We start from the raw sequence: 26,364 nt of genomic DNA, 5'->3' as shown, positions 1-26,364 counted from the left end.
GGCGGACGCCCCCGTCACGTCGGCCAGGGCACATCACTCCCCCGGCCCCCGCCCTGATTGCCACGCCGAGTTGCCGGGAACCCGCACTCCGTGCACCCCAGCATCGAGGACTACGCGCTCATCGGCGACGAGCAGACCGCGGCCCTGGTCGGTACGGACGGATCCGTCGACTGGCTGTGCCTGCCCCGCTTCGACTCGGCGGCCTGCTTCGCCAGAATGCTCGGTGACGAGGACAACGGCTACTGGCGCATCGCCCCTGTGGGCGCGGACCGCTGCACCCGGCGCTCCTACCGCCGCGACACCCTCGTCCTGGACACCGAGTGGGAGACGGAGCAAGGGTCCGTCCGGGTCACCGACCTGATGCCCCAGCGCGACCGCGCCCCCGACCTCGTACGCGTCGTCGAGGGCCTCGACGGCGAGGTGACGCTGCACAGCATCCTCAAGCTCCGCTTCGACTACGGCTCGATCATCCCGTGGGTGCGCCGGGCCGACGGCCATCGCGTCGCGGTCGCCGGTCCGGACTCGACCTGGCTGCGCAGCGAGCCGGAGGTGACCAGCTGGGGCGAGGACTACGGCACGCACGCCGAGTTCACCGTCAAGAAGGGCGAGAAGGTCGCGTTCGTCCTGACCTGGCATCCCTCCCACGAGCCGCGCCCGCCGCTCGTCGACCCGTACGACGCGCTGCGCCACAGCGTGGAGGACTGGCGGGCCTGGGTGTCGCGCTGCCGCTACAAGGGCCCGTACCGGGACGCCGTCGTCCGCTCCCTGATCACCCTCAAGGCGCTCACCTACGCCCCGACGGGCGGCATCGTCGCCGCCCCCACCACCTCACTGCCCGAGGAACCGGGCGGGGTCCGCAACTGGGACTACCGCTACTGCTGGCTGCGCGACTCCACCCTCACCCTGAACGCGCTGCTCGCCGCGGGCTACCAGGAGGAGGCGGAGGCCTGGCGGAACTGGCTGCTGCGCGCGGTCGCGGGCGACCCGGCGGACCTGCAGATCATGTACGGCGTGGCGGGCGAGCGACGGCTGCCCGAGTTCGAGCTGCCGTGGCTCTCCGGATTCGTCGGGTCCGCCCCCGTCCGCATCGGCAACGACGCCGTGAAGCAGCTCCAGCTGGACGTCTACGGCGAGGTCATGGACTCCCTGTCGCTCGCCCGCGAGTCGGGCCTGTCCCCGCAGCCGGACGTGTGGGCGCTGCAGACGGCCCTGATGGACTTCCTGCGGACCCACTGGCAGCAGCCGGACGAGGGACTGTGGGAGGTGCGCGGCGGCCGGCGCCAGTTCGTGCACTCCAAGGTGATGGTGTGGGTGGCCGCCGACCGTGCCGTGCGCACCCTGGAGCGCCACCCGGAGCTGGAGGGCGACCTGGACGGCTGGCGCGCGCTGCGCGACGAGGTGCACGAGGAGGTGTGCGAGAAGGGCTATGACGCCGAACGCAACACCTTCACGCAGTCCTACGGCTCCCGCGAACTGGACGCGGCGCTGCTGCTCATCCCACGTGTCGGATTCCTGCCGCCGGACGATCCGCGGGTGATCGGCACGATCGACGCGGTCCGCGAGGAGCTGTCCCGTGACGGCTTCGTGCGCCGCTACAGCACGGACGGCGGGGAGGTCGACGGGCTGCCCGGCGGCGAGGGCGCCTTCCTGGTGTGCTCGTTCTGGCTCGCCGACGCCATGTACATGACGGGTCGTACGAAGGAGGCCCGCGAGCTGTTCGAGCGGCTGGCGGGGCTCGCCAGCGACGTCGGGCTGCTGTCCGAGGAGTTCGATCCGGTGACGGGCCGGCACCTCGGCAACTTCCCGCAGGCGTTCAGCCACATCGGGCTGGTGAACACCGCCCTCGCCCTGTTCGGTGAGGACGGGGCAGGATAGGGACCATGGATCTTGGACTGAAGGACCGGGTGTACGTCGTCACCGGGGCCACGCGGGGCCTCGGCAACGCCACCGCGCGTGCGCTCGTCGCGGACGGGGCGAAGGTGGTCGTCTCGGGGCGTGACGAGAAGACCGTCGCCGAAGCGGCTGCCGCGCTGGGACCGAACGCGGTCGGGGTCGCCGTCGACAACGCCGACCCGGATGCGGCGGCCCGGCTGATCGCGGCCGCACGGGAGCACTGGGGCCGTTTCAACGGCGTGCTCGTCAGCGTGGGCGGCCCGCCGGCCGGGTTCGTCGCGGACAACACGGACGAGCAGTGGCAGACGGCGTTCGAGTCGGTGTTCCTCGGTGCCGTGCGGCTGGCCCGCGCCGCCGCCGCCGAGATGGAGGCCGGCGGCGTCATCGGCTTCGTGCTGTCCGGTTCGGTCTACGAGCCGATCCCTGGGCTGACCATCTCCAACGGGCTGCGGCCGGGGCTGGCCGGGTTCGCCAAGTCGCTCTCCGACGAGCTGGGGCCGCGCGGCATCCGGGTGGTCGGTGTCCTGCCCGGGCGGATCGACACCGACCGGGTGCGGCAGCTGGACGCGTTGTCGGCGGATCCCGAGGCGACCCGGGCGGCATCGGAGTCGCGGATTCCGCTGCGGCGGTACGGGGCTCCGGAGGAGTTCGGGCGGGTGGCGGCGTTCCTGATGTCGCCGGCGGCTTCCTATCTGACCGGGGTCATGGTCCCGGTCGACGGTGGAGCGCGGCACGGGTTCTGACGAGGCGCGGGCCCCCTGCTCAACTCACCCGTTCGGCACCGTGCTTGACGCCCTTCAGTCTCACCTCGGCCGGGAGTGAGGCGAGGCCCGCCGACGTCTTGGCGTGGGTGAGGGCGCCGGTGGTGAAGTCGTTCAGTGCCGTCCCCGGGTCCACGTGCGGCTCCAGTGCGAGGCGTACGTGGGCCTCGGGGGCGCTGCGGCGCCCCTTCAGGTGTGCGTGTGCTCCGCCCACGCCGTCGATGTGGGCCGCCTCCTGGGTGAGGACGTTCTCCAGGGCACGGCCGCGCAGGAGCGCGCCCTCGCCGTCGCCGGTGTCGACGAGGATCTCGGCCAGGCGCCGTCTGCGCAGCACCGCGACGAGCCACCACAGGGCGAGCAGCAGCAGGACCGCGAGGACGGCGATGACGACCGGCCACCACCAGCCGTCGTCGCGCCAGCGGGTGCGCTCGGCGTAGCTCAGCAGCACGTCGTGCTTGCTGTCGTGGATCCACCACGAGGGCGCCGAGACGCCGAGGCCGATGGCGAGGACGGAGCCGCCCAGCGCCAGCAGGATCAGGCCCACCAGGCCGAGGAACACGCGGTTGACGGTCCTGAGCATCGCTCTCACCCCTTCCGGCCGGGCCGCCGGACCCGCACCGACAGCGAGGGCGGTTGGGACAGCCCCAGCCCGCTGACCGCGTCGGCGAGCACGTCGTCCAGCTCGGTACGTACGTCGTCCAGTTCGCGGAAGTGCGACGCGGCACGGACGTCCGCCCGCCTCCGGCGCACCCGCACCCGCGCCGCCTGCACGCCGGCCACCTCCATGGCCCGGTCCCGCAGCGCGGTGGCGGCGGCGTCCCGGTGCAGTCCGGCGCGTACGCCGGTGTGCGTGCGCCGCATCGGGAGCACGTCCCGCAGGCCGGGCGTGACGGCCAGGACCAGCAGCCAGAGGCCGAGGGCGGCCGCGACCCCCGCACCGACGAGCACCCATGTGTCGTCCAAGGGCCGTTCGGCGAGCTGTCGGGCCAGTTCCCGGCGCCAGTACATGCCCGGCCGGCCGGCCCGCACGGAGACGATGTCGTAGAGGAACAGCCCGGCGAGGCCCAGGAGCAGCAGGGCGACGATGCCGGCGGGGACGCGGCGTGCCGACCAGAAGCGACGCTCGCGGCCCCCCTTGCCCTCGAGTTCGGGCGGTGGCCCGGAGACGGCCGACGACTCGGACCGGTCCGGTCCGTCGCCGTTCTCCGTCTCCCCCTTGTCGAGGACGGGCAGGCGCTGCGTGCCGTCCTCGGGGGGCCGAGTGCCCTGGGGTTCACTCATCGCGTCCTCCCCTGTGCCGCACCGAGCGCAGCGTCCAGGTGCAGCCGCTCCACCTGGACGACGACCTCCGGCACCTGCATGCCCACCAAGGTGCTCACTCTCTCGACGACTTGGTGACGCACCGTGCGACAGCGGGCACCGATGTCGCACGGATAGCCGAGTTCGAGGTGGACCCGGACACGGGCGACCTCGTGGTGGACGACGACGGACGCGGAGGGCCGGTCGGCGCCGGGCGGCAGCGTGCCGACGGCCTCACGGGCCGCCTGCGAGGCGACCTTCGCGACGACCCGGTCGGCGATCCGGGTCGCACCGCGCTCGCCGGGCGGAACGGCCGCCAGGGGTCTGTCGAGCTCACCGGCCCCGGTGCTCACGGGCGTCACCGCCGCCGTTCACGTTCGCGAGGGCGGAAGAAGTCGCCGAACTCCATGTCTCCGTCCAGGAAGCGGCCGACGACGAAGCCGACGGCGCCCAGTGCCGCCACCAGCAGGAAGGCGCCGAATCCGCCGAAATATCCGGCGAAGGCCAGCGCCATGCCGGCGATCATGCCGACCACGGCCATGCTCATGCGCTCTCCTCAGCTCCTCAGCCGCTGTGTCGTTGTCCGATGGCCCGTGCCTCACTGGATCCGGCGCTCCGGTTCCTCTTCCTCCTCGTCCGGCAGCTTCACGTCGCTCACCGCGATGTTGACCTCGACGACCTCCAGGCCGGTCATCCGCTCCACCGCGGTGATGACGTTCTCCCGTACGTCCCGGGCCACATCGGCGATCGACACGCCGTACTCGACCACGATTTCCAGGTCGAGGGCCGCCTGCACTTCGCCGACCTCGGCCTTCACACCGCGCGACACCGACTTGGTGCCGCCGGGCACGCGGTCGCGCACTGCTCCGAACGTGCGGGACATGCCGCTGCCCATGGCGTGCACCCCGTCGACGTCGCGTGCGGCGAGGCCGGCGATCTTCTCCACGACGCCGTCCGCGATGGTCGTCCGCCCGCGGGAACCGGCGTCTCCGCCGCTGTGCTTGGCCAACGGGCTCCTGCGTACCGCCGCGGTCTCGCTCTCCCCGCCCCGGTTCTCGGTCATGTCAGTCATCGCCGTACGTCCTTTTCGTCGTCCTTCGACCACGGTAAGCACGGTTGCGGGGAAGCGCGCCTCTGATGCGGCAGGCTGGAGGAATGACGGCCGACCGATGGACACAGGCAGTGAGACATCAGCTGGGAATCGGCAGGCTTCTGCCGTTGGGTGACGCGCGGGACGGCGCGTGGATCGCGGAGCGGGCAGCCGAGGCGGTGCTGCGGAGCGCGGCGTGGGACGTGCCGGGCGTGCGCCTCGACGCGCTCCGTGTCGCGGGCGCCGATACGGCGGACACCGCGGAGCCGGTCGTACCGGCTCCGCCGAGTGCGCTGCCGCCCGGCCCGCTGCGGGTGACGGCGGAGTTCGCCGCGACGGCCGCACAGCCCCTGCCGACGACGGCGTCCCTGCTGCGGGCGACGCTGGCGACGGCCGCGACCCAGCGGCTCGGCCTGACGGTGGCGGAGGTGGACCTGCGGGTGACGGGGCTGCTGGAGGAGGAGGGCCCCGGGGAGGCCGGGGTCGCCGCGCGCCTTCCCGAGCCGCCGAGTGCCGCACTGGCCGGGGGCGGCGACGAGGAGCGGGTGGCCGCCGCCGCGCTCGGGGTCCAGGGCGTGCTCCATCTGACCGGCACGCTGGGCCACCCCGTGCACATCGAGGAACTCCCCCGCGAGGGCGCCGCGCTGCCGCACCGCCATGTCCGGCTGGAGCTGGCGGTGGACGCCGGCCGGCGGGCTCGGGACGTCGCCCGCGAGGTCCGGACGGCGGTCAGGAGGGTGCTGCCGGATCACCCGACGGTGGCGGTCGTGGTGAGCGCGATCGGGTGACCGTACCCCCGGCCGTATCGGCGCTCCTCAGTCCCCTACGCCGGCGAGGTCGCGCAGCCGGCGGGCCTGGGACTGGCGCTCCGCGGCGCGCTGCTCCTCGTACGTGCGGTCCTGGGCGCCGCGCAGCAGGGCCTTGGTCTCGATGACCGCGTCCCGGGGCGCGGCGAGCACGGCCGACGCGAAGTCCCGCACGGCGTCGTCGAGCTGTCCGGCCGGTACGGCGAGGTTCGCGAGCCCGGTGTTCACGGCCTCCTCGGCCGCGACGAAACGCCCGGTCACGCAGATCTCCAGCGCGCGGGCGTATCCGACGAGTCCCACCAGCGGGTGCGTACCCGTCAGGTCGGGCACGAGTCCGAGGCTGGTCTCGCGCATGGCGAACTGCACGTCGTCGGCGACGACGCGCAGGTCGCAGGCGAGGGCGAGCTGGAAGCCCGCCCCGATGGCATGCCCCTGGACGGCGGCGACGGAGACGATGTCGCTGCGCCGCCACCAGGTGAACGCCTCCTGGTATTCGGCGATGGTCCCGTCCAGCTCGGCGTCGGCGCCGCGCGCGAGGTCGACGAACGACGGCTCGCCGTCGAAGCCCTCGGGCGTGAACGCCTGCCGGTCGAGCCCGGCCGAGAAGGACTTGCCCTCGGCCCGCAGCACCACGACACGGACGGAGCCCGGCAGCTGCCGCCCCGCCTCGGTCAGCGCCCGCCACAGAGCGGGGCTCTGCGCGTTGCGCTTGGCCGGGTTGGTCAGCGTCACCGTGGCGATCGCGTCGTCGACGGTGAGCCGTACGCCGTCCTTGTCGAGTACGGGAACGAGGTCCTGGTCGGACGAAGCCATGGGACGCCTCCGATGTGTGCGGTCGTCTTGCGTGCTCCCGCGGCGGCTTCACCGCCGTGGCAGGCCACGCTTAAGTGACTGCACAGTAACCACCCGGCCGATCAGACGACCGACCGGGTGGCCACCATCGAAGCCGAGGGGCCACCCGGGGTCAGGCCGTGGCCTTTTTGCCCCGGGTCGCCCCGCCACGCCCTCGCAGCGTGACGCCCGACTCACTGAGCATGCGGTGCACAAAGCCATACGAGCGGCCGGTCTCCTCGGCCAACGCCCGGATGCTCGCACCGGCGTCGTACTTCTTCTTCAGGTCTGCCGCGAGCTTGTCGCGCGCGGCGCCGGTCACCCGGCTGCCCTTCTTCAGAGTCTCGGCCACCCGTGCCTCCTCATGGGAAGTGCGCTCTGGTCTCCTCATGATCACCCCTCCGGGCCTTCATGGCCACCCATTCGGCAAGGTCCGTGAGACAAGGTTGTGACGACGGGAGCGCATCCCCACATGCGGAATGCGGAATTCCGAAGAGTGGTGTCCGCACAGCAGAACGGATTGTTCCGGAAAAGACCAGGTCAGAAAGGCGGCGGGGCCGAGCCCGGAAGAATCGGGGGCTCGGCCGCGAAATCGTTGTAGGACACACCTCGGTACGAGGAGATCTCACACAGATGATGGATCACCGCTAGGCCGAATGATCCATACGCCGTTGATCACGCATCCGCTCAAGCGAAGGCGACGTGCGATCAGGCGAGGGCGACGAGATCCGCGTAGTCGGCGCCCCACAGGTCCTCGACGCCGTCGGGCAGCAGGATGATCCGCTCCGGCTGGAGCGCCTCGACCGCGCCCTCGTCGTGCGTGACGAGGACGACCGCGCCCTTGTAGGTGCGCAGCGCGCCGAGGATCTCCTCGCGGCTGGCGGGGTCGAGGTTGTTGGTCGGCTCGTCGAGGAGGAGCACGTTCGCCGAGGACACCACGAGGGTGGCGAGGGCGAGGCGGGTCTTCTCGCCGCCGGAGAGGACGCCGGCGGGCTTGTCGACGTCGTCGCCGGAGAACAGGAACGAGCCGAGCGTCTTGCGGACCTCCACCAGGTCCAGGTCGGGGGCGGCCGAGCGCATGTTCTCCAGGACCGTGCGGTCCGGGTCGAGGGTCTCGTGCTCCTGCGCGTAGTAGCCGAGCTTGAGGCCGTGTCCCTCGATGACCTTGCCGGTGTCGGGCTTCTCGGCCCCGCCGAGCAGGCGCAGCAGGGTCGTCTTGCCCGCGCCGTTGAGGCCCAGGATGACGACGCGCGAGCCCTTGTCGATGGCCAGGTCGACGTCGGTGAAGATCTCCAGCGAGCCGTAGGACTTCGACAGCCCCTCGGCCATGAGCGGGGTCTTGCCGCACGGGGAGGGCTCGGGGAAGCGCAGCTTCGCGACCTTGTCGGACTTCCGCTCGGCCTCCAGGCCGGCCAGCAGCTTGTCCGCCCGGCGGGCCATGTTCTGCGCGGCGACGGTCTTGGTGGCCTTGGCCCGCATCTTGTCGGCCTGCGAGTGCAGCGCGGAGGCCTTCTTCTCGGCGTTCTGCCGCTCGCGCTTACGGCGCTTCTCGTCGGCCTCGCGCTGCTGCTGGTAGAGCTTCCAGCCCATGTTGTAGATGTCGATCTGGGCGCGGTTGGCGTCCAGGTAGAACACCTTGTTGACGACCGTCTCGACCAGGTCGACGTCGTGGGAGATCACGATGAAGCCGCCGCGGTAGGTCTTGAGGTAGTCGCGCAGCCAGACGATCGAGTCGGCGTCGAGGTGGTTCGTGGGCTCGTCGAGCAGCAGGGTGTCCGCGTCGGAGAAGAGGATCCGGGCCAGCTCGATACGGCGGCGCTGACCGCCGGAGAGGGTGTGCAGCGGCTGGCCGAGCACCCGGTCGGGCAGGTTGAGCGCGGCGGCGATGGTGGCGGCCTCGGCCTCGGCGGCGTATCCGCCCTTGGTGAGGAACTCCGTCTCCTGGCGCTCGTACTGCTTGAGTGCCTTCTCGCGGGTGGAGCCCTGTCCGGTGGCGATGCGCTGTTCGTTGTCGCGCATCTTGCGGATCAGTACGTCCAGGCCGCGCGCGGACAGGATGCGGTCGCGGGCGAGGATGTCGAGGTCGCCGGTGCGGGGATCCTGCGGGAGGTAGCCGACCTCGCCGGAGCGGGTGATGGCACCGCCGGCGGGCATGCCCTCGCCCGCCAGGCACTTGGTCAGGGTGGTCTTTCCCGCGCCGTTGCGGCCGACCAGGCCGATGCGGTCGCCCTTGGCGATGCGGAACGAGGCGTTTTCGATGAGGACGCGGGCACCGGCGCGCAGCTCGATACCGGAGGCGGAGATCACGGACAGACTCCAGGGCGGATACGGGGGCGGGATGGACGGCTGAGGACGTTCCCGCCGTCTAATGCGCGAGGAGAATGGCCATGGGGGACAGTCTAACGGGGGCGTGCAACCACTTTTTCTGTGTGCGTGTGTTCGATCACCGGCGGCCGGGCGGAGGGTCGTTGTCGGTGGCCGATGGAAGACTGAGAGGACAGCCCCGCGAGACACGAGGAAGTGATCGCCATGGCAGGCACGTCCGGCGGGCGGCCGAGCATCTACCCGACGCTGCTGTACGCGGACGCGAAAGCCGCGATCCGGCAGCTCACGGAGGCCTTCGGCTTCACCGAGCTGTCGGTGTACGAGGGCGAGGACGGCTCGGTGCTGCACGCCGAGCTGGCGCAGGGCAACGGCGCGGTGATGGTCGGTACCAAGGGCCGGGGCGGCCTGTTCGACGCGGCCATGAAGAACGCGGGCACCACGGGGGTGTACGTGGTGGTGGACGACGTGGACGGGCACCACCGCCACGCCGTCGACCACGGCGTGGAGGTGCTGATGCCCCCGACGGACCAGGACTACGGCTCGCGGGACTACATGGCCCGGGACCTCGAGGGCAATGTGTGGAGCTTCGGGACGTACGCGCCCGAGATAGCGGGCTGACGTCCCGCGGGGCGGGCCCGCGGCCCTAGCTGCCGCCGGTGTGCACCTGGAAGGCGGCTCGGCGCACCGCCTTGGCCAGGGCCGGGTCGGGGTGGGCGGCGGCGAGGGCGACCAGGACCTGCACGGTGCGCGGGTGCCCCACGGCGCGTACCTCGTCCAGGAGCATCGGGATGGTCGGCTGCACCGCGGACTCCAGATGGCGCACCAGCAGCGGCGCCTCGCCGTGGTCGGCGACGGCGGCCGCGGTGTCCACCCAGAGCCATGTCGCCTCCTCGCGGGTGAGGACCTCATGGGCGTCCTCGGGGTCGGCGCCGTCGTGCTCGGCCAGCCACAGCAGCCCGTAGGGCCGGAGCGTGGGGTCGTCCAGCACGCCGCGGACGTCCGGCTCGGCGGGCGCGCCGACCACGCGCAGCGCCTCGAAGGCGAGGCCGCGCAGCAGGGCGTCCTCACCGCGCGCGGCGCCGAGGAGCTCGGTGACGGCACTGCCGACGGGGCGGGCGGCGAGCCAGGCGCGGTACTCGGCGCGGGCCGCGTTCGGGCGCAGCTGGGCGCAGCCCCGGAGCATGTCCTCGGCGGCCTGCTCGATGTTCCCGGCGGGGCTCTGCGCGGCGACGCAGATCTGCTCCAGCTTGACCCAGACGGCCCAGCTGCCGAGGGGGGTGAGGGTGGCCTGGCCGTCGCCGTAGGTGAGGGCGCCGACGGAGGCCAGGGCACGCAGGGCCCAGTCGAGCAGTGGGGCGAGCGGGGCGTCGGTGTGCTCCGGTTCGGCCGCCGGCTCGGGCTGGGGGCCGTAGGGGATCTCGCAGCGGGCGGTGCGCAGCTCGGTGACGCGCTGCTCGAGGAGGTCGAGGAGCTGCTCCACGGGGACGGGCCCGGCGGACAGCTGGAGGAAGGAGAGCGCCTGCGGCATGGCGGAGACGACCTCGGCGACGGCGGCGGGCTCGTGCTCCGCGGGCTCCGGGTGGGCGAGCGACCAGGCGTCGAAGAGGGCGACCCAGCCGCGCAGCACGGCGCTGTCGTCGCGGTTCCAGGCGCGCAGCCGCCAGCCGGGGCGGGCGCTGTCGCCGTGCACCTCGATGAGGCCGGCTAGGCGGGCGGTGTCCCAGTCGGCTCTGACCTGAGCCGGGGTCAGACCCAGATCGCGGGCCGCCCGTTCGGCGGTCGCCTCGGAGAGCGTGGCCTTGCCGTCGTCGGTGGCGCTGTCCCGGCCGGGGCCGAGCGCGGCGTCGGCCCAGCGGGCGACGCGGGCCGCGGCGGCCAGACCTGAGCGAGCCATTCTGGCCAGCTCCGCCGGTGCCGGGGTGCCCTCCGGAGGGCGCGGCGCGGGGCGGCGCGAGCGCCGCTGGTTCATCGCTTGGGGGGCGGCGGCCAGGGGTCGCGGGCGGACGAGTCGAAGCCTGGAGTCGCGCGGGATACGGGACGTCACGGGGGCAGTCTTCCGGTTGACGGTCCGAAAACCCAAACGGAATGTCACCGCGGGCGACGGGGATGGCCAACGCACCGGTTCGCGGGAGTGGTCGAGGGCCGGGAACAGGCCAGTGGTACGACGCTAAACGGAATCGTCGCGACCGGTCGGTGCGGAGCGGGTCGGGATGTGGTTGCGCCAGGGCGAAGGGGGCGTGAGCGGGGGGTGCGTGAGAGACCGGCACGGGGAGCGCATCGGCGGGTGGGCGACGGGCCGACAGGGGGAGCTCGGGCGCGAGGGCGCGACGGACCGGCAGGGGGTGTGCAGCAGCGGGGTCACGTGAGGGGCGTCACATCAGGGGCGTGAGGAAGCGGCGGAGCGCCTCCTCGTAGGCCTTCGGGTCGGCGTTCCACATGGCCCCGTGGGGCGCGTCGGCGACGGTGCGGAGGGCGACCATGTCCGGGCGGGCATCGGCGAGCCGGCGCGAGAGCCGCCAGGGGGCGACGGTGTCGCCCGGTCCGTGGAAGACGAGCGACGGGACGCGCAGTCCGTCGGCCGGGTCCTGGCCCGTGGCGCGGTCGCCGGTCAGGCCGGTGCGGCCCTGGGCGGCGCGGACCGCCAGGGGCAGCAGCGCGCCCGGGGTGCGGCGGGCCGAGGCGAGGGCGCGCAGGGTGGTCTCCCAGCTGAGCACCGGGGAATCCAGGACGAGCCCGGAGACGCGGTCGCGCAGTCCCGAGTGGGCGGCGGCCCGCAGGGCCATGGTGGCGCCGGTGGACCAGCCGTGCAGGACGACCTGGCGGGCTCCGTAGCGCACGGCGTAGCGGATGGCCGCGTCGAGGTCGCGCCACTCGGTCTCGCCGAGGTGGTTCAGGCGGTCGGGCGGGCGGGGTGCGCCCAGGTCGCCGCGGTAGGCGAGGGCGAGCACCGGGAAGTGGCTGCGGTGCAGGAACCCCATGACGTTCATGGCGAGTTCCCGGGTGGTGCCCAGGCCGTGCACGGCGATCACCCAGGTGTCCCGCTTGCCCGGCACGAACCAGGCGGGCAGGGCGCCGAGTTCGCCGGGGACGTCGACGTCGGCGTATTCGAGTCCGAGGGCGGCGCCGGGGTTGCCGACGTACACGTTCGGGGTGAGCCAGACCTTGTCGCCGGAGGTCAGCGTGCCGTGGGTGACGCTCTCCAGGCGGCGCACGACGGTGTCGGCCGATTGCGAGGCGCCGGTCAGGACGGGGCCGACGACCGCGTGGGAGCCGTTGCCGGAGAGGCCGTAGCGGCCGGGGCGCAGGGCGGCGAGGTCCCGGGTGAGGCTGATCTGCCCGGCGGCCGTGCCGTGCACCGTGAGCCGGGGCTCGGTGGGCAGGGGCCTGCCGGGGGGCGCCTTGAGCGCGGCGTCGCTGGCGAGCCGGCCGGCGGCCACCGCGGCGGCACCGGCTCCGATCACGGCGGTGACGGCAGCGGCCGTCGCTTTGACAGTGCGCACGGCTCCAGTGTCCTGGCGGATCCCGTGGGTGACCAGTGGGAGGCAGCGGCGGGGTGACGTCCGCGGCGGCCGTGCGGGCGGCTCAGCCTCGCTGCCCGTAACCGCGCAGCCGCTCCTCCACCTCCGTCAGCTGTTCCCGGGACAGCAGGCTCGGGGACAGGCCGGGCACCGAGGAGGCGGTGAGCCACAGGCGGCACATCCACTCCAGCTGGGCGGTGCGGTCGTAGGCCTGGGCGAGGGTGGCGCCGTGGGTGACGGTGCCGTGGTTGCGGAGGAGGCACCCGGAGCGGTCGGCGAGGGCGCGGAGCATGTTCTCGGCCAACTCGTCGGTGCCGTACGTGGCATAGGGGGCGACCCGGACGGGGCCGCCGAGCGCGGCGGCCATGTAGTGGATCAGCGGGAGCTCGCTCACGAGCGTCGAGACGGCCGTCGCGTGGACGGCGTGGGTGTGGACGACGGCCAGGGCGCCGGTGGTGCGGTAGACCGCGAGGTGCATGGGCAGCTCGCTGGTCGGGACGAGCGTGCCGAGGACCTGCCGGCCGTCGAGGTCCACACCGGTCACGTCGTCCGGCGCCAGCCGGTCGTAGGGGACGCCCGACGGCGTGACGAGGACGGTGTCCCCGACGCGCACCGAGACGTTGCCGGACGTGCCGACGACGAGTCCGTCCGAGACCGTACGGCGGGCCGTGGCGACGAGGTCCTCCCAGGCGTGTGCCTCCTCGGGGCGCGCACTCCTGAGCCGCGACTCCCCCGCGCCTCGCGCGCCCCCGCGTACGTCCCTCGTGCCCCGCTCGTCGCCTCGCTGCTCCGCCATGCCGCGATCCTGCCAGGGCGGGACGCAAAGCGCCGTCGGGCGGGGGCACTTCGGTCCGGAAACCGTGCGCTTCGTACACAACGACGGCGGGGGGCACTGCCGGGTGACCGGAACACCTTCAGAGGGTCACTCGACGGGCTGAAGTGGTTCGCTCGGGGCACCTGGCCACGGGGACACGGGGCCGCCGCTCCGGGGCGGAACGAGGATCCCCCGTTGCGGTCACCCCTGCGCCCCTCCCAGTTCATCTTCCGTTCACTCAGGTTGCCTACGTTCGTCTGGCCAATGACCTCGAACGATTGCCTGGGTAAATGGAAAGCTTCTCGCTGATCCTCGCGATTGTGGTTGTAACCGCTCTCGCGTTCGATTTCACGAACGGTTTCCACGACACCGCGAACGCGATGGCCACGACCATTTCCACGGGCGCCATGAAGCCCAAGGTTGCGGTGGCCATGTCCGCGGTCCTCAACCTGGTCGGCGCCTTCCTGTCCGTCGAAGTCGCCAACACGATCTCAAAGGGCCTCGTCGACGAGGCCGGCATCCGTCCCGAGGTCATCTTCGCCGCCCTGGTCGGCGCGATCCTCTGGAACCTGCTGACGTGGCTGGTCGGCCTGCCGTCCAGCTCCTCCCACGCCCTCATGGGCGGTCTGATCGGCGCCACGATCGCCTCGGCGGGCGTCGGCGCGGTGCACGGCGACGTGCTGGTCACCAAGGTGCTCATCCCGGCGATCGCCGCCCCGCTGGTCGCGGGCGTCGCGGCGCTGCTCGCCACCCGGCTGACGTACTCGCTCGGCAGCAAGGCCGAGGGCAAGGCGTCCAAGAAGGGCTACCGGGCCGGCCAGATCGCCTCCGCGGGCCTGGTCTCCCTGGCCCACGGCACCAACGACGCGCAGAAGACGATGGGTGTCATCACCCTCGCCCTGGTCGCCGGCGGCGCCGTCGCGCCCGACTCCGACCCGCCCATGTGGGTCATCCTCTCGGCGGGTCTCGCCATCGCGCTCGGGACCTACCTGGGTGGCTGGCGCATCATCCGCACCATGGGCAAGGGCCTCACCGACCTCCAGCCGCAGCAGGGCTTCGCGGCCCAGACGTCCGCGGCCACGGTCATCCTCGCCTCCTCGCACCTCGGCTTCTCCCTCTCCACGACGCACTCCGTGTCCGGTTCGGTGATGGGCGCGGGGCTCGGCCGCAAGGGCGGCGTGGTCCGCTGGTCCACCGCGACACGGATGTTCGTCGCATGGGGTCTGACGCTCCCGGCGGCGGCCCTGGTGGGCGCGCTCGCCGAGTACGTCACCGGCTTCGGCAGCTGGGGCACCGCCGTGGTGGCCGTCTTCCTCATCGCCTCCAGCGCAGCGATCTGGAAGCTGTCGCGGCGCGAGGTGGTCGACCACACCAACGTCAACGACACCGACGCCGACACCGCGGAGCCCGCGGGCGTGATCACCACGGCGATCGCCGCGGTGACGCCGCCCCCCGCGAGTGGTTCGGCCACGGCGGCGGAGGACCCGGTCCCCGCGTTCCCGTCGCAGGCCACCGCCGAGCGCACGCCGACCCCGACCACCACGGTCTGACCCCGCCACCGGCAACAAGGAAGAGTCTCCGATATGAAGATCGACTGGGCGGCGCTCGGCTCCGTCTTCGGTGTCAGCCTCGTGGTCACCGTGGCCCTCGTCGGCCTGTTCACCCTCGGCATCACGGGCCTGTCGCGCCGCGAGCGCGCGGTGGCCGAGGGCGGGACCGCGGGACTCGCGGTCACCGGCGCGTACGCGTGCTTCGCGGCGTGCGCGGCGGCCGTCGGGTACGGGATCTATCTGATCGTGGCCTGAGGGCCTGACGTCACGTCGTGTCCGCCGGGCGGCACGGGACTTCGGTTCCGTGCCGCCCGGTCGTCGTGTGTACGCGGAGGCGATGTGGGGTTGTCCACACTCTCCCCTCGCAGGTCAACGGCAAGTTGACGGCGGTTCCCGGCCGTGGTGGACTGCCGGGGCCAATACGGCGGCAGGAGAGGAAGCCGGTGAAAGTCCGGCGCGGTCCCGCCACTGTCACCGGGGTAGCAATCCCCGGGAGCCAGGAACTCTCACCGCCGGTCTCGTCGAACCAGGGCGTGGACACCCTGAGTGAGGACACATATCGCCATGCGCGGCTGCCGACCGAGGTTCAACGCCCCACCCCCGCCCGCCCTTCCGGCCGGCTGAGCCCATGGGTGCCGGTCGCGTCTTCGCGTACGGCGCCGCCGCCGGCCTGATCGGTGACCTGCTGCTCGGTGATCCTCGCCGGGGGCATCCGGTCGCCGCGTTCGGGCGGGCCGCGGGCGCCGTGGAACGGGTGCTGTGGCGGGACCACCGCGGGTGGGGCACGCTGCACACCGCCGTGTGTGCCGGAGGCGCCGTCGCCCTCGGGTCCGTCGCCGCGCGTGCCGTGCGGCCGTCCGCCGTCGCCTCCGTCGCGCTGACCGCGGCCGCCACCTGGGCCGTCGTCGGGGGCACGTCGCTGGCCCGGGAGGCCCGGACCATCGGGCGTGCCCTGGAGGCCGGGGACGTCGAGGCCGCCCGGGCCCGGCTGCCGCATCTGTGCGGACGGGACCCGCAGGCACTCGACGCCGACGGCATGGCCCGGGCCGTGGTCGAGTCGGTCGCCGAGAACACCTCCGACGCGGTGGTGGGGGCCCTGGTGTGGGGGGCCGTCGGCGGGGTGCCGGGGCTGCTGGGCTTCCGGGCCGTCAACACCCTGGACGCCATGGTCGGGCACAAATCGGCCCGCTACCGCCGGTACGGGTGGGCCTCCGCGCGGCTGGACGACCTCGCGGGGTGGCCGGGAGCGCGGCTGACCGCCGTACTCGCCGTGCTGGCCGGGCCGGAACCGCGGGGGGCCGTGCGGGCCTGGCGGGCCGACGCGGCACAGCATCCGAGTCCCAACGCCGGGCCCGTGGAGGCCTCGTTCGCGGGGGCCCTCGGGGTGCGGCTGGGCGGGACGCTCTCGTACGGCGGGCGGGTGGAGCACCGGCCCGTGCTGAACACGCGGGGGCGGGCCGTCGGCACGCACGACGTCGAGCGGGCCGTGCGGCTGTCGAAGCGTGTCACCTGGCTCGCGCTGGGGGTGTGCGCCGGGGCGCGGTTGCTGATGAGCACGCGGTCATCGAACAGGGGGAAATGACATGAGCGGTGGGCTTCTCGTCGCCGGCACCACCTCCGACGCCGGCAAGAGCGTCGTGACCGCCGGGATCTGCCGGTGGCTGGTGCGCCAGGGCGTGAAGGTCGCGCCCTTCAAGGCGCAGAACATGTCCCTGAACTCCTTCGTGACGACGGAGGGGGCCGAGATCGGGCGGGCGCAGGCCATGCAGGCGCAGGCCTGCCGGGTCGAGCCGACCGCGCTGATGAACCCCGTGCTGCTCAAGCCCGGTGGCGAGCAGAGCAGTCAGGTCGTGCTGCTGGGCAAGCCGGTCGGGGAGCTGAGTGCGCGCGGCTACCACGGCGGACGGCAGCAGCAGTTGCTCGGGACGGTGCTGGACTGCCTGGAGCAGTTGCGGGGCACGTATGACGCGGTGATCTGTGAGGGGGCCGGTTCTCCCGCCGAGATCAATCTGCGGCGGACGGACATCGTGAACATGGGGATCGCCCGGAACGCCGGGCTGCCCGTGCTCGTCGTCGGCGACATCGACCGGGGCGGGGTGTTCGCCTCGTTCTTCGGGACGGTGGCGCTGCTGTCGCCCGAGGACCAACGTTGCGTCGCCGGGTTCCTCGTCAACAAGTTCCGCGGGGACGTCTCCCTGCTGGAGCCGGGGCTGGACATGCTGCTCGGGCTCACGGGGCGGAAGACGTACGGTGTGCTGCCGTTCCGGCACGGGCTCGGGATCGACGAGGAGGACGGGCTGCGGGTCTCCCTGCGGGGAGCGGTGCGGGAGTCCGTCGTCGCGCCGCCCGTCGGCGAGGACGTGCTGCGCGTCGCGGTCTGCGCCGTGCCGCTCATGTCCAACTTCACCGACGTGGACGCGCTGGCCGCCGAACCGGGCGTCGTGGTGCGGTTCGTGGACCGGCCGGAGGAACTGTCCGACGCCGACCTCGTCATCGTGCCCGGCACCCGCGGGACGGTCCGCGCGCTGGAGTGGCTGCGCGAGCGCGGGCTCGCCGAGGCCCTGGTCCGCAGGGCAGCCGAGCAGCGGCCCGTCCTCGGCATCTGCGGCGGATTCCAGATCCTCGGCGAGCACATCGAGGACGACGTCGAGAGCCGCCGGGGCCACGTCGACGGGCTCGGGATCCTGCCCGTGCGGGTGCGGTTCGCCCGCGAGAAGACCCTCACCCGGCCGCGGGGCGAGGCCCTCGGCGAACGCGTCGAGGGCTACGAGATCCACCACGGGGTCGCCGACGTCACGGGAGGGATTCCCTTCCTGGACGGCTGCCGGGTCGGCCAGACCTGGGGCACGCACTGGCACGGCTCACTGGAGTCGGACGGCTTCCGGCGGGCCTTTCTGCGCGAGGTGGCGGCCGCCGCGGGCCGCCGCTTCGTGCCCGCGCCGGACACCTCGTTCGCCGCGCTGCGCGAGGAGCAGCTCGACCGGCTCGGCGACCTGATCGAACAGCACGCGGACACCGACGCGCTGTGGCGGCTCATCGAGTCCGGCGCGCCGCAAGGACTGCCCTTCATTCCACCGGGAGCACCCGCATGAGCACTGTGTTGTTGTTGTCGACCGCCGACACGGACCTGCTGGCGGCCCGGGCCGCCTCCGGTGCCGACTACCGGATCGGCAACCCGACCCGCGTGGACGTCCGGGAGGAGCTTCCGGCCCTGCTGGACGGGGCGGCCATCGCCGTCGTCCGGCTGCTCGGCGGCAAGCGGGCCTGGGAGGACGGGCTCGCCGCGCTGAAGGCCTCCGGTGTCCCCACCGTGCTGCTCGGCGGCGAGTCCGTGCCGGACGCGGAGCTGATGGCCGAGTCGTCCGTGCCGGCCGGTGTCGTCGCCGAGGCGCTGAAGTACCTCGTGGAGGGCGGGCCGGACAACCTCACCGAACTCGCCCGGTTCCTGTCCGACACCGTGCTGCTGACGGGCGAGGGGTTCGTCGAGCCGCGGAAGATGCCGGAGTACGGCGTCCACGGCGAGCGCGCCCTCGAGCCGGGCCGTCCGACCGTCGGCGTGCTCTTCTACCGGGCGCACGAGCTGAGCGGCAACACCGGCTTCGTGGACACCCTGTGCGACGCGATCGAGGCGCGGGGCGCCAACGCGCTGCCCGTGTACTGCGGTTCGCTGCGCGGGGCGGACGCGGGCCTGTACGAGATCCTCGGGCAGGCGGACACCCTGGTCGCCACCGTCCTCGCCGCGGGCGGCACCCACGCCTCGCAGGCCTCGGCGGGCGGTGACGAGGAGGCCTGGGACATCGGCGCCCTCGCCGAGCTGGACATCCCGGTGCTGCAGGGCCTGTGCCTGACGTCCTCGCGGCAGGCCTGGGCGGATTCGGACGCCGCCCTCTCCCCCATGGACGCCGCGATGCAGGTGGCGATCCCGGAGTTCGACGGGCGGCTGATCACCGTGCCGTTCTCCTTCAAGGAGCAGGGCCCGGACGACGTGCCGGTGTACGTCGCGGACCCGGAGCGTGCCTCGCGCGTCGCCGGCATCGCCGTACGGCACGCGCGGCTCAGGCACAAGGAGAACGCCGAGAAGAAGCTGGCGCTGGTCTTCACCGCGTACCCGACCAAGCACTCGCGGGTCGGCAACGCGGTCGGGCTCGACACCCCCGCCTCGGCGGTGCGGGTGCTGGACGCGCTGCGGGACGCCGGGTACGTCGTCGAGGGGCATCCGGACGAGGGTGACGAGCTGATCCACCGGCTCATCAACGCCGGCGGGCACGACGTGGAGTGGCTGACGGAGGAGCAGCTGGCCGCCGCGCCCGCGCGGGTGCCGCTGGCCGACTACCGGGCCTGGTTCGAGAAGCTCGACCCGGAGCTGAAGGACGCCATGACGGAGGCGTGGGGCGAGCCGCCGGGCAGCCTCTACGTCGACGGCGACGACATCGTGCTGGCGTCGCTGCAGTTCGGGAACGTCGTGGTGATGATCCAGCCGCCGCGCGGCTTCGGCGAGAACCCGATCGCGATCTACCACGACCCGGACATGCCGCCGTCCCACCACTACATGGCGGCCTACCGCTGGCTGGAGAACAGTTTCGGCGCCGACGCCGTCGTGCACATGGGCAAGCACGGCACCATGGAGTGGCTGCCGGGCAAGGGCCTCGGGCTCAGCGGGGGCTGCGCTCCGGACGCGGTCCTCGGGGAACTGCCGCTGATCTACCCGTTCATCGTCAACGACCCGGGCGAGGGCACCCAGGCCAAGCGGCGCGGGCACGCCACGGTCGTCGACCACCTCGTGCCGCCGATGGCCCGCGCCGACACCTACGGCGACCTGGCCAAGCTGGAGCAGCTCCTCGACGAGTACGCGCTCGTCTCCGACCTGGACCCGGCGAAGGCCCCGACCGTGCGCGCCCAGATCTGGACGCTGGTCAAGGCGGCCGAGCTCCACCACGACCTGCACGTCGACGAGCAGCCGGACGACGAGACGTTCGACGAGTTCGTCATGCACATCGACGGCTATCTGTGCGAGATCAAGGACGTGCAGATCCGCGACGGCCTGCACATCCTGGGCGGCGGGCCGGTCGGAGAGCCGCGCGTCAACCTCGTCCTGGCGGTGCTGCGCGCCTCGCAGGTGTGGGGCGGGCAGGCCAACGCGCTGCCGGGCCTGAGGGCGTCGCTGGCGCGGCACTTCGGGCTGGTGGAGAAGGAACTGCTGGCCGAGCCGGGCGCTCCGGTGAAGGTGCCCGTCGAGCTGACGGACCTGGTGGACGGCCCGTCGCGCAGCGCCGCCGATGCGATCGACCTGCTGGAGCAGCTGTGCCGGCGGATCGCGGAGGGCATGGAGGAGCGCGGCTGGGCGGTCGCCGAGAGCGCGCCGCTGGTCCGGGAGGTCCTCGGCACCGAACTGCCCGAGGCCGTCGCCGTGCTGGAGTTCGCCTGTTCCGAGGTCGTGCCCCGGCTGGAGAAGACCACCGACGAGATCGGGCACATCCTGCGGGCGCTGAACGGCGGTTACGTGCCGGCCGGACCGTCCGGTTCGCCGACCCGCGGGCTGGTCAACGTCCTGCCGACGGGCCGCAACTTCTACTCCGTCGACCCCAAGGCCATTCCGTCCCGGCTGAGCTGGGAGGTCGGGCAGTCGCTCGCGGACTCGCTGGTGCAGCGGTATCTGCAGGACACCGGCGAGTACCCGAAGTCCGTCGGCCTGACGGTGTGGGGCACCTCGGCGATGCGCACCCAGGGCGACGACATCGCCGAGATCCTCGCGCTGCTGGGCTGCCGGCCGGTGTGGGACGACGCCTCGCGGCGCGTGACCGGGTTCGAGGTGATCCCCCTGGCGGAGCTCGGCCGGCCGCGCATCGACGTGACGGTCCGCATCTCGGGCTTCTTCCGGGACGCCTTCCCGCACGTCGTGGGCCTGATCGACGACGCCGTCCGCACGGTCGCCGATCTGGACGAGCCGGCCGAGTCCAACCACGTCAAGGCGCACGCCGACCAGGACACCGCCGAGCACGGCGACCGCCGCCGGGCCACGGCCCGCATCTTCGGCTCCAAGCCGGGGGCGTACGGAGCCGGTCTGCTGCCGCTGATCGACGCCCGCAACTGGCGCTCCGACGCGGACCTCGCCGAGGTGTACGCGGTGTGGGGCGGCTACGCCTACGGCCGGGGGCTCGACGGGCGGGCCGCGCGCGGGGACATGGAGACGGCGTTCAAGCGGATCGCCGTCGCCGCGAAGAACGTCGACACCCGTGAGCACGACCTGGTCGACGCCGACGACTACTTCCAGTACCACGGCGGCATGGTCGCCATGGTGCGGCACCTGACGGGCGCGAGCCCTGAGGCGTACGTCGGCGACTCGGCCACCCCGGACCAGGTGAAGACCCGCACGCTCGGCGAGGAGACGCACCGCGTCTTCCGCGCCCGGGTGGTCAACCCGCGCTGGATGGCGGCCATGCGGCGGCACGGCTACAAGGGCGCCTTCGAGATGGCGGCGACGGTGGACTACCTGTTCGGGTACGACGCCACCGCCGGGGTCGTGGACGACTGGATGTACGAGAAGCTCAGCGCCGAGTACGTCTTCGACCCGGAGAACCGGGACTTCATGAAGAAGTCCAACCCCTGGGCGCTGCGCGGCATCACCGAACGGCTGCTGGAGGCCGCAGAGCGCGGACTGTGGGCCGAGCCGGACGCGGAGACGCTTCAGCGGCTGCGCGCCACCTATCTGGAACTCGAAGGCGACTTGGAGGGCGACGAGAAGTGACCACCCCCTTTCCGTTCACGGCCGTCGTGGGCCAGGACGACCTGCGGCTCGCGCTGCTGCTGAACGCGGTGTCCCCGGCCGTCGGCGGTGTACTGGTGCGCGGCGAGAAGGGCACGGCCAAGTCGACGGCGGTGCGGGCCCTTTCGGCGCTGCTGCCGGAGGTCCCGGTCGTCCCCGGCTGCCGTTTCTCGTGCGACCCCGCGTCCCCCGACCCGGGGTGCCCGGACGGACCCCACGAGGCCGGCGGCGGTGCCGAGCGGCCCGCCCGCATGGTCGAACTGCCCGTCGGTGCCTCCGAGGACCGGCTGGTCGGCGCACTGGACATCGAGCGGGCGCTGTCGGAGGGCGTGAAGGCCTTCGAGCCGGGCCTGCTGGCCGACGCGCACCGCGGGATCCTCTACGTCGACGAGGTCAACCTCCTCCACGACCACCTGGTCGACCTGCTGCTGGACGCGGCCGCGATGGGCGCCTCGTACGTCGAGCGCGAGGGCGTCTCCGTACGGCACGCCGCCCGTTTCCTGCTCGTCGGCACCATGAACCCCGAAGAGGGTGAGCTGCGGCCGCAGCTGCTCGACCGGTTCGGGCTGACCGTGGAGGTCGCGGCCTCGCGGGAGCCGGACCAGCGGGTGGAGGTCGTCCGGCGGCGCCTGGCCTACGACGACGATCCGGCCGGGTTCGCCGCGCGCTGGGCCGAGGAGGAGGCCGCCGTCCGGGCGCGGATCGTCGCCGCGCGGGAGCTGCTGCCGTCCGTGCGGCTGGGCGACGGGGCGCTGCGGCAGATCGCGGCGACCTGCGCGGCGTTCGAGGTCGACGGCATGCGCGCCGACATCGTGATGGCGCGGACCGCCACCGCGCTGGCGGCCTGGGCCGGGCGCACGGACGTGCTCGCCGAGGACGTCCGGCAGGCGGCGCTGCTCGCGCTGCCGCACCGGCGGCGGCGCAACCCCTTCGACGCGCCGGGGCTCGACGAGGACAAGCTCGACGAGACCCTGGAGGAGTTCGGCGGCTCGGACGACGACGACCCGGATCCGGACCCCGGCCCGGACGGGCCCGGCGGGGACGGGCCCGGCGGGGACGGCGGACAGCCGGAGCCCGACGACGCGCCCCAGGGCGACGGCGACACCGCGGCCCGGCCCGAGGCCGGCGAGGGCGGGCAGCCGCAGCCCTCGGGCGCCGGCGAGCAGCCGGCCGCACGCGCCTCCGAGCCGTTTCGCACCAAGGTGCTGAGCGTGCCCGGGATCGGCGAGGGTGCCGCCGGGCGGCGGTCCCGGGCGCGGACCGAGCACGGGCGGACGACCGGGGCCAGGCGGCCCCGCGGCGCGCTCACCAAGCTGCATCTGGCGGCGACCGTGCAGGCCGCGGCGCCGCACCAGCGGGCGCGCGGACGGTCCGGGCCGGGCCTGGTCGTGCGCCGGGACGATCTGCGGCAGGCCACCCGCGAGGGGCGCGAGGGCAATCTCGTGCTGTTCGTCGTGGACGCCTCCGGGTCGATGGCTGCGCGGCAGCGGATGAGCGCCGTGAAGGGCGCCGTGCTGTCGCTGCTGCTGGACGCCTACCAGCGGCGCGACAAGGTGGGCCTGGTGACCTTCCGCGGCACGGCCGCGGACGTGGCGCTGCCGCCGACCTCTTCGGTGGACGCGGCGGCGGCCCGGCTGGAGACGTTGCCGACGGGTGGGCGTACGCCGCTCGCCGCGGGGCTGCTGCGCGCCCATGACGTGCTGCGCGTGGAGCGGCTGCGCGATCCCGCGCGGCGGCCGCTGGTCGTGCTGGTGACGGACGGGCGGGCCACCGGTGGCCCGGAGCCGGTCGCCCTGGCCGGGCGTGCGGCGCGGTTGTTCGCGGCCGACGGGGTCGCCTCGGTCGTCGTGGACTGCGAGTCGGGGCCGGTGCGGCTGGGGCTCGCCGGGCAGCTCGCGGGCGAACTGGGCGGTACGGCCGTGACATTGGACGAGCTGCGGGCGGACAGCATCGCCGGGCTCGTGAAGGACGTGCAGAGGAGGGCCGCGTAATGCCGCAGGGACAGCCGAGTGTGGTGCCGGACGACGGACTGACGACCCGCCAGCGGCGGAACCGTCCGCTGGTCGTCGTGCACACGGGCGTCGGCAAGGGCAAGTCCACCGCCGCCTTCGGGCTCGCGCTGCGGGCCTGGAACCAGGGGTGGCCGATCGGGGTGTTCCAGTTCGTCAAGTCGGCGAAGTGGAAGGTCGGCGAGGAGAACGCGCTGCGGGTGCTCGGCGCCTCCGGCGAGGGCGGGTCCGTCGACTGGCACAAGATGGGCGAGGGCTGGTCCTGGGTCCAGCGTGATCAGCAGATGGACAACGAGGAGAAGGCCCGGGAGGGCTGGGAGCAGGTCAAGCGGGACCTGGCGGCCGAGACGTACAAGCTGTACGTGCTCGACGAGTTCGCGTACCCGATGCACTGGGGGTGGGTGGACACGGACGAGGTGATCGACGTCCTGCGCAATCGGCCCGGCACCCAGCACGTGGTCATCACCGGGCGGAACGCGCCCGGGAAGCTCGTGGACTTCGCCGACCTCGTGACCGACATGTCCAAGGTCAAGCACCCCATGGACGCGGGCCAGAAGGGCCAGAGGGGCATCGAGTGGTGAATGCTTCCGTCCCTCGGCTGGTCATCGCCGCGCCCTCCTCGGGCAGCGGCAAGACCACCGTCGCCACGGGGTTGATGGCCGCGTTCGCCGCGCGGGGGCTCGCCGTGTCCCCGCACAAGGTCGGGCCGGACTACATCGACCCCGGGTACCACGCGCTCGCGACCGGGCGGGTGGGACGGAACCTCGACGCGTACCTGTGCGGGCCCGAGCTGATCGGGCCGCTGTTCCTGCACGGGGCGCGGGGGTGTGACATCGCCGTCGTCGAGGGCGTGATGGGGCTGTACGACGGGGCCGCGGGCGAGGGTGAACTCGCGTCCACGGCTCATGTCGCCAAGCTGCTGCGGGCGCCGGTGGTGCTGGTCGTGGACGCGTCGTCGCAGTCCCGGTCGGTCGCGGCGCTGGTGCACGGGTTCGCCTCCTGGGACCCGGAGGTGCGGGTCGGGGGCGTGATCCTGAACAAGGTCGCCTCGGACCGGCACGAGGAGCTGCTGCGGGAGGCGCTGGAGCAGGCCGGGGTGCCGGTCCTCGGGGTGCTGCGGCGGGTTCCTCAGGTTGACACGCCGTCGCGGCATCTGGGGCTGGTGCCGGTCGCCGAGCGGCACGCCGCCGCCGTGGAGGCCGTGGCGGCGATGGGGGCGCAGGTCTCCGAAGGTTGTGATCTGGACGCGTTGGCGGGGCTGGCGCGGAGTGCGGGGGCCTTGTCGAGCGCGGCCTGGGATGCGGCCGAGGCCGTTTCCTCGCCGGCCGCGGGAGCCGCTCCGGTCGTCGCCGTGGCCGGGGGGCCTGCCTTCACCTTCTCCTACGCCGAGACCACCGAACTGCTCGCCGCCGCCGGGGCGGAAGTCGTCGCTTTCGACCCCCTGCGGGACGAGGAACTGCCCGAGGGAGCCTCCGGGTTGGTCGTCGGGGGCGGGTTCCCCGAGGTGTACGCCTCGGAGCTGTCCGCCAACGAACCCCTGCGCAAGGCCGTTGCCGAGCTGGCGGGAAGCGGTGCTCCCGTCGCCGCCGAGTGTGCCGGACTGCTGTATCTGTGCCGGGAGCTGGACGGGCTGCCGATGTGCGGGGTGCTGGACGCCGGGGCGCGGATGACCGAGCGGCTCACTCTGGGCTACCGGGACGCCGTGGCCGTGGGCGACAGTGTGCTCGCGGCGGCCGGGACCCGGATGCGGGGCCACGAGTTCCACCGGACCGTCGTGGAGCCCGGCTCGGGGACGGAGCCCGCCTGGGGGGTCCGCGGCCCCCGGCCGCGGGTCGAAGGTTTCGTACAGCGCGGTGTGCACGCGAGCTATCTGCACACGCACTGGGCGTCCGAGCCCGGTGTCGCCCGTCGGTTCGTGGAGAGGTGCCGGACGTCATGAGCAGCAGGCTGGTCGGAGTCGGGGTGGGCCCCGGGGATCCGGAGCTGGTGACCGTCAAGGGCGTCAACGCCCTGCGGGAGGCCGAGGTCGTGGTGGTCCCCGTGATGGACAGCGGGGAGCGCGGCCGGGCCGAGGCGACCGTGTTGCACTATGTGCCTGAGGACAAGGTCGTCCGGGTCGTGTTCGCGCTGAACGAGCGCAGCGACCGGGGGCGGCGCGAGGCCGCCTGGGACGCCGCCGGGGAGCGGGTCGCGGAACTGCTGCGGCAGCACGCTTCGGTGGCCTTCGCGACCATCGGCGACCCCAACGTGTACTCGACGTTCACCTACCTCGCGCAGACCATCGCCGAGCTGGTGCCGGGGACCGCCGTGTCGACCGTGCCCGGGATCACCGCCATGCAGGACCTCGCCGCCCGGTCGGGGGCCGTCCTGACCGAGGGCACCGAGCCGCTCACGCTCGTGCCCGTCACCGCCGGGGCCGCCGTGCTGAAGGACGCCCTGGCCGGGCCCGGGACCGTGGTCGCCTACAAGTTCGGGCGGCAGGCGCACGAGGTCGCCGAGGCGCTGCGGGAGACCGGGCGGCTCGCCGACGCCGTCTGGGGATCGGCCCTCGGGCTCCCGGAGGAGTCCGTGCGTCCGGCCGCCGATCTCGACGAGGCGCCCCTGCCCTATCTGTCGACGCTCATCGCGCCCGCCCGGCGCGAGGGCGGACGGGGCGGAAAGCTCTGACGCACCCCGTCCACCATCGCCCCGCCCCCCTTCACCCC

24 protein-coding genes and 1 riboswitch are annotated in these 26,364 nt (G+C 73.1%); of the genes, 13 read left to right on the top strand and 11 right to left on the bottom strand.

Annotated elements, in window-relative coordinates; genetic code table 11:
* The first annotated feature begins 90 nt into the window (after positions 1-90).
* Positions 91-1,875, top strand: coding sequence for a glycoside hydrolase family 15 protein (locus BJ965_RS30145; protein WP_184912958.1), 1,785 nt, complete (start codon positions 91-93; stop codon positions 1,873-1,875).
* A 5-nt stretch (positions 1,876-1,880) separates the two neighbouring features.
* Positions 1,881-2,636 (top strand): SDR family oxidoreductase, encoded by a 756-nt coding sequence (locus BJ965_RS30140; protein ID WP_184912956.1) that lies wholly within the window; start codon positions 1,881-1,883, stop codon positions 2,634-2,636.
* 19 nt (positions 2,637-2,655) lie between these two features.
* Here the strand turns inward: BJ965_RS30140 and amaP are convergent, their stop codons facing one another.
* Genes amaP through BJ965_RS30115 form a run of 5 tightly spaced genes read right to left on the bottom strand, consistent with a single transcriptional unit; the run spans position 2,656 to position 5,025 of the window.
* Entirely contained in the window at positions 2,656-3,243 is a 588-nt protein-coding gene (gene amaP, locus BJ965_RS30135; protein ID WP_184912954.1) for an alkaline shock response membrane anchor protein AmaP, read from the bottom strand.
* The gene (locus tag BJ965_RS30130) at positions 3,240-3,935 is read right to left on the bottom strand and encodes a DUF6286 domain-containing protein (protein WP_184912951.1); all 696 of its coding nucleotides are present in this window, start codon (positions 3,933-3,935) and stop codon (positions 3,240-3,242) included. The genes amaP and BJ965_RS30130 overlap by 4 nt, the downstream gene beginning before the upstream one ends.
* Positions 3,932-4,315, bottom strand: a complete 384-nt coding sequence (locus BJ965_RS30125; RefSeq protein WP_184912949.1) for an Asp23/Gls24 family envelope stress response protein — start codon at positions 4,313-4,315, stop codon at positions 3,932-3,934. The genes BJ965_RS30130 and BJ965_RS30125 overlap by 4 nt, the downstream gene beginning before the upstream one ends.
* Complete coding sequence (locus BJ965_RS30120; RefSeq protein ID WP_030852394.1) at positions 4,312-4,500, bottom strand: hypothetical protein; 189 nt, start codon at positions 4,498-4,500, stop codon at positions 4,312-4,314. Before BJ965_RS30120 ends, BJ965_RS30125 begins: the two co-directional genes overlap by 4 nt.
* Before the next feature lie 51 nt (positions 4,501-4,551).
* Positions 4,552-5,025: an Asp23/Gls24 family envelope stress response protein gene (locus BJ965_RS30115; RefSeq protein ID WP_030852397.1), complete on the bottom strand. Its 474-nt coding sequence runs from the start codon at positions 5,023-5,025 to the stop codon at positions 4,552-4,554.
* An 83-nt stretch (positions 5,026-5,108) separates the two neighbouring features.
* Here BJ965_RS30115 and BJ965_RS30110 point away from each other — a divergent pair, with 83 nt between their 5' ends.
* On the top strand, positions 5,109-5,831 hold the full coding sequence (locus BJ965_RS30110) for a nucleopolyhedrovirus P10 family protein (protein ID WP_184912947.1): 723 nt from the start codon (positions 5,109-5,111) through the stop codon (positions 5,829-5,831).
* A 27-nt stretch (positions 5,832-5,858) separates the two neighbouring features.
* Here BJ965_RS30110 and BJ965_RS30105 read toward each other — a convergent pair whose 3' ends face one another.
* The 3 genes from BJ965_RS30105 to BJ965_RS30095 all read right to left on the bottom strand — a co-directional run bounded on the left by BJ965_RS30105 (position 5,859) and on the right by BJ965_RS30095 (position 8,987).
* Positions 5,859-6,662, bottom strand: coding sequence for an enoyl-CoA hydratase/isomerase family protein (locus tag BJ965_RS30105; protein WP_184912945.1), 804 nt, complete (start codon positions 6,660-6,662; stop codon positions 5,859-5,861).
* Between the two features lie 151 nt (positions 6,663-6,813).
* The gene (locus BJ965_RS30100) at positions 6,814-7,032 is read right to left on the bottom strand and encodes a helix-turn-helix domain-containing protein (protein WP_010037790.1); all 219 of its coding nucleotides are present in this window, start codon (positions 7,030-7,032) and stop codon (positions 6,814-6,816) included.
* Positions 7,033-7,388: 356 nt separating this feature from the next.
* Positions 7,389-8,987 carry an ABC-F family ATP-binding cassette domain-containing protein gene (locus tag BJ965_RS30095; protein ID WP_184912942.1) on the bottom strand — a complete coding sequence of 533 codons (1,599 nt, stop codon included), beginning with the start codon at positions 8,985-8,987 and terminating at the stop codon, positions 7,389-7,391.
* Between the two features lie 222 nt (positions 8,988-9,209).
* Here BJ965_RS30095 and BJ965_RS30090 point away from each other — a divergent pair, with 222 nt between their 5' ends.
* On the top strand, positions 9,210-9,623 hold the full coding sequence (locus BJ965_RS30090) for a VOC family protein (RefSeq protein ID WP_184912940.1): 414 nt from the start codon (positions 9,210-9,212) through the stop codon (positions 9,621-9,623).
* A gap of 25 nt (positions 9,624-9,648) precedes the next feature.
* On the opposite strand, the gene BJ965_RS30085 is transcribed toward BJ965_RS30090, so the two are convergent.
* From BJ965_RS30085 to BJ965_RS30075, 3 genes are all read right to left on the bottom strand, one after another.
* Entirely contained in the window at positions 9,649-11,049 is a 1,401-nt protein-coding gene (locus tag BJ965_RS30085) for a hypothetical protein (protein WP_184912938.1), read from the bottom strand.
* Between the two features lie 328 nt (positions 11,050-11,377).
* Positions 11,378-12,505 carry an alpha/beta hydrolase family protein gene (locus tag BJ965_RS30080; RefSeq protein ID WP_184912936.1) on the bottom strand — a complete coding sequence of 376 codons (1,128 nt, stop codon included), beginning with the start codon at positions 12,503-12,505 and terminating at the stop codon, positions 11,378-11,380.
* A gap of 82 nt (positions 12,506-12,587) precedes the next feature.
* Positions 12,588-13,319 (bottom strand): class II aldolase/adducin family protein, encoded by a 732-nt coding sequence (locus tag BJ965_RS30075; protein WP_184912935.1) that lies wholly within the window; start codon positions 13,317-13,319, stop codon positions 12,588-12,590.
* 308 nt (positions 13,320-13,627) lie between these two features.
* Between BJ965_RS30075 and BJ965_RS30070 the strand changes: the two genes are divergently transcribed.
* The 9 genes from BJ965_RS30070 (at position 13,628) to cobI (ending at position 26,326) form a co-directional block, all read left to right on the top strand.
* Positions 13,628-14,887 carry an inorganic phosphate transporter gene (locus BJ965_RS30070; RefSeq protein WP_184912933.1) on the top strand — a complete coding sequence of 420 codons (1,260 nt, stop codon included), beginning with the start codon at positions 13,628-13,630 and terminating at the stop codon, positions 14,885-14,887.
* Positions 14,888-14,920: 33 nt separating this feature from the next.
* Positions 14,921-15,142, top strand: a complete 222-nt coding sequence (locus BJ965_RS30065) for a hypothetical protein (RefSeq protein WP_030852424.1) — start codon at positions 14,921-14,923, stop codon at positions 15,140-15,142.
* Positions 15,143-15,257: 115 nt separating this feature from the next.
* A riboswitch (cobalamin riboswitch) is annotated at positions 15,258-15,415 on the top strand.
* Between the two features lie 100 nt (positions 15,416-15,515).
* Positions 15,516-16,469, top strand: a complete 954-nt coding sequence (locus BJ965_RS30060; RefSeq protein WP_184912931.1) for a cobalamin biosynthesis protein — start codon at positions 15,516-15,518, stop codon at positions 16,467-16,469.
* Position 16,470: 1 nt separating this feature from the next.
* Entirely contained in the window at positions 16,471-17,979 is a 1,509-nt protein-coding gene (locus tag BJ965_RS30055; RefSeq protein ID WP_184912929.1) for a cobyric acid synthase, read from the top strand.
* A complete protein-coding gene (cobN, locus tag BJ965_RS30050; protein ID WP_184912928.1) occupies positions 17,976-21,632 on the top strand; it encodes a cobaltochelatase subunit CobN in 3,657 nt (1,218 codons plus the stop codon). Before BJ965_RS30055 ends, cobN begins: the two co-directional genes overlap by 4 nt.
* Positions 21,629-23,641, top strand: coding sequence for a putative cobaltochelatase (locus BJ965_RS30045; RefSeq protein ID WP_184912926.1), 2,013 nt, complete (start codon positions 21,629-21,631; stop codon positions 23,639-23,641). The genes cobN and BJ965_RS30045 overlap by 4 nt, the downstream gene beginning before the upstream one ends.
* Positions 23,641-24,240, top strand: a complete 600-nt coding sequence (gene cobO / locus BJ965_RS30040) for a cob(I)yrinic acid a,c-diamide adenosyltransferase (protein ID WP_184912924.1) — start codon at positions 23,641-23,643, stop codon at positions 24,238-24,240. Before BJ965_RS30045 ends, cobO begins: the two co-directional genes overlap by 1 nt.
* Positions 24,237-25,598 carry a cobyrinate a,c-diamide synthase gene (locus tag BJ965_RS30035; RefSeq protein WP_184912922.1) on the top strand — a complete coding sequence of 454 codons (1,362 nt, stop codon included), beginning with the start codon at positions 24,237-24,239 and terminating at the stop codon, positions 25,596-25,598. Before cobO ends, BJ965_RS30035 begins: the two co-directional genes overlap by 4 nt.
* Entirely contained in the window at positions 25,595-26,326 is a 732-nt protein-coding gene (gene cobI, locus BJ965_RS30030) for a precorrin-2 C(20)-methyltransferase (protein ID WP_184912920.1), read from the top strand. The genes BJ965_RS30035 and cobI overlap by 4 nt, the downstream gene beginning before the upstream one ends.
* Positions 26,327-26,364 lie beyond the last annotated feature (38 nt).

The sequence above is a fragment of the Streptomyces luteogriseus genome, assembly GCF_014205055.1.
Classification (GTDB): Bacteria; Actinomycetota; Actinomycetes; order Streptomycetales; family Streptomycetaceae; genus Streptomyces; species Streptomyces luteogriseus.
This window is presented reverse-complemented; position numbering and strand designations above follow the sequence as displayed.